Genomic DNA, 1,945 nt, shown 5'->3' on the forward strand with positions numbered 1-1,945 from the left:
CCTGATTGAAGGAAACATAGATAGAATTTCTCTCGGGATTCCATATCCCGCCGTCTATTACCCCGCGAAACTGTGGGACAGCACGAAAAAGCCCCGTATTGACAGAGTATCCGTTCAGTACCAATTCTGATACTGTACGCTGAAAGAGATCAACGGCATGCTTTAAAGTCTCTGCCCGCAAGCCGGTATCTTCTTTTTTCATTTCATCCAGTACATCGGATAGTGTCAGGTTTCCGGCGCTTTCCAATACCAGGATTTTGTCTTCTTTGTTGTCGGTGGTCACGGTATTGTCCGCAAGCCAGCCTTTGAGTTCGGTTTTCATGATCATTACGATTTTAATAATTTATAAATCTATTATTTTACACAACGGACAGTAAATCTATCTGTTTTAGTGCTCAAATTAACTTCTGCTTTATTATTTTCAAAGTTAAGTGAATGTGCAAGCTGAGTATTTTGGGGGGTAGAGGTCCAATAACGTCCGATCCCAGTTTCTGAAGGATTAGTAACACCGCTTCCTGGACCCCAATTCGCACCTGCGATAGGTAAAAATAAACCTTTAGAGTTATTCATAAACCACATGCCATTGCTGACTTTTTTCTTATCAGTACATCTTGCTAGTGACTGACCTTCACTTTTTGTTGGCAGTCGCCACCCCGAACCATAGTATGCAGTATTTAATCTTGAACATGGATCTATATTGTTTGAATTATAATCTTTATTCCAAGGGTAATAATATCCATTGTCAGTTGAAGAAGTCCATACGTAATTCGTACTTCCGGTACTCTTCAAATTTCCTGTGGCCCATCTCAACTTCGCCAAATTATTTTTATCATTCGTTGTACATCCGTTTTGTGTCAGGGTAATGTCGCTTGCTGCCAGTTGTATCCCCAATTCAAACTTCAGTGTAATGGTATAACTTCGTCCCGCTTGTAACTGGACATTCTGGCTGGAGGTCATATTCCGATTATTCACATTGAAGTAATTGCAAAGTTTCAACGTACCGATATGTACCGTGATCGCCCGGGCACCCGAAAAGGGTACTAACCGTACAGTAGCAGTCGAACTATTGGCTATACTGAATGTAGGCGTATCTCCGGTATTGGCACTTACATTATTTGTAGAGGGACCTATCGTCCAGGCGGACGCATTGCCGCCCTGAGAAACATATACGCCCGTACAGTTGGTAAACGTGTTGCTCCCAAACTGAGACAAGGAGAGCTTAACCGTCAGTTTGCAGAGTTTTTGCGTGAAACTAACTGACAGATTGCGGCTGATTGTGCTCACATTCGTTATGTCTCCCGAGTCATACACCATAAAGTCATTACCCATATTCGGGATAGGGACGGAAGTACTGTTATAAGCATAGGATGAAGGGATCGCTCCCATCGCTGTCGTACTATTGAACGAGTATCCGATCACACGGACGGTTCCCGCTCTGGTGAGTAACTTTCCTTGCCTGAGTGTGGGAGCGGAAGCCCCGTTCGTCGTAAAATCCGCTGCTGACTGGAACACATAATTGCCACCCTCATTACGGAAAGCGATCAACCGGAAATAAATGTCGTTGCCCAATGTAGAGGCACGGGTAGTGGCTTGTGGCTCTTCGCAGAGCGTCATCCGTACCGCTGGAGGCCCCTCGTAAGGCACGGCAGCCGGTATGGCCCTGCTGGTGGGTGGCTCTTTCACCGGCACCCATTCGTCCACAAGCGTTCTTCCTCCGGTTGTGTCGGGAGTATCAACATGGCTTTCCATATAGCTGCCATCCTCAACCCGGCTGACCGTAACAGGGATCATATCCTCTCCGTCCGGTTCCGGGCTGTCGGGGTTCACAACATTGTCGCCACACGATGTTATCATTAAAAAAGCTGCGCACACACAGCATGTGCTTAACGCACGAAAGCCTACATACAGAAGTTTTTTCTTCGTATTCATAACTCAAATGTTTAAA

2 protein-coding genes are annotated in these 1,945 nt (G+C 45.5%); both read right to left on the reverse strand.

Going from position 1 to position 1,945, the window contains the following annotated elements; all coding sequences use genetic code 11:
* Positions 1 to 322, reverse strand: a 322-nt coding sequence (locus FDF36_RS20910) for a DNA-binding domain-containing protein (protein WP_310503406.1), incomplete at its 3' end; no start/stop codon positions are given.
* Between the two features lie 32 nt (positions 323 to 354).
* A complete protein-coding gene (locus tag FDF36_RS20915) occupies positions 355 to 1,929 on the reverse strand; it encodes an Lcl domain-containing protein (protein ID WP_220392682.1) in 1,575 nt (524 codons plus the stop codon).
* Positions 1,930 to 1,945 lie beyond the last annotated feature (16 nt).

The sequence above is a fragment of the Bacteroides fragilis genome (assembly GCF_019583405.1).
Lineage (GTDB): Bacteria > Bacteroidota > Bacteroidia > Bacteroidales > Bacteroidaceae > Bacteroides > Bacteroides fragilis_B.

Excerpts from the sequence above, each read along its gene's own strand:
- FDF36_RS20915 (WP_220392682.1), bottom strand. The coding sequence starts at position 1,929 with ATGAATACGAAGAAAAAACTTCTGTATGTAGGCTTTCGTGCGTTAAGC.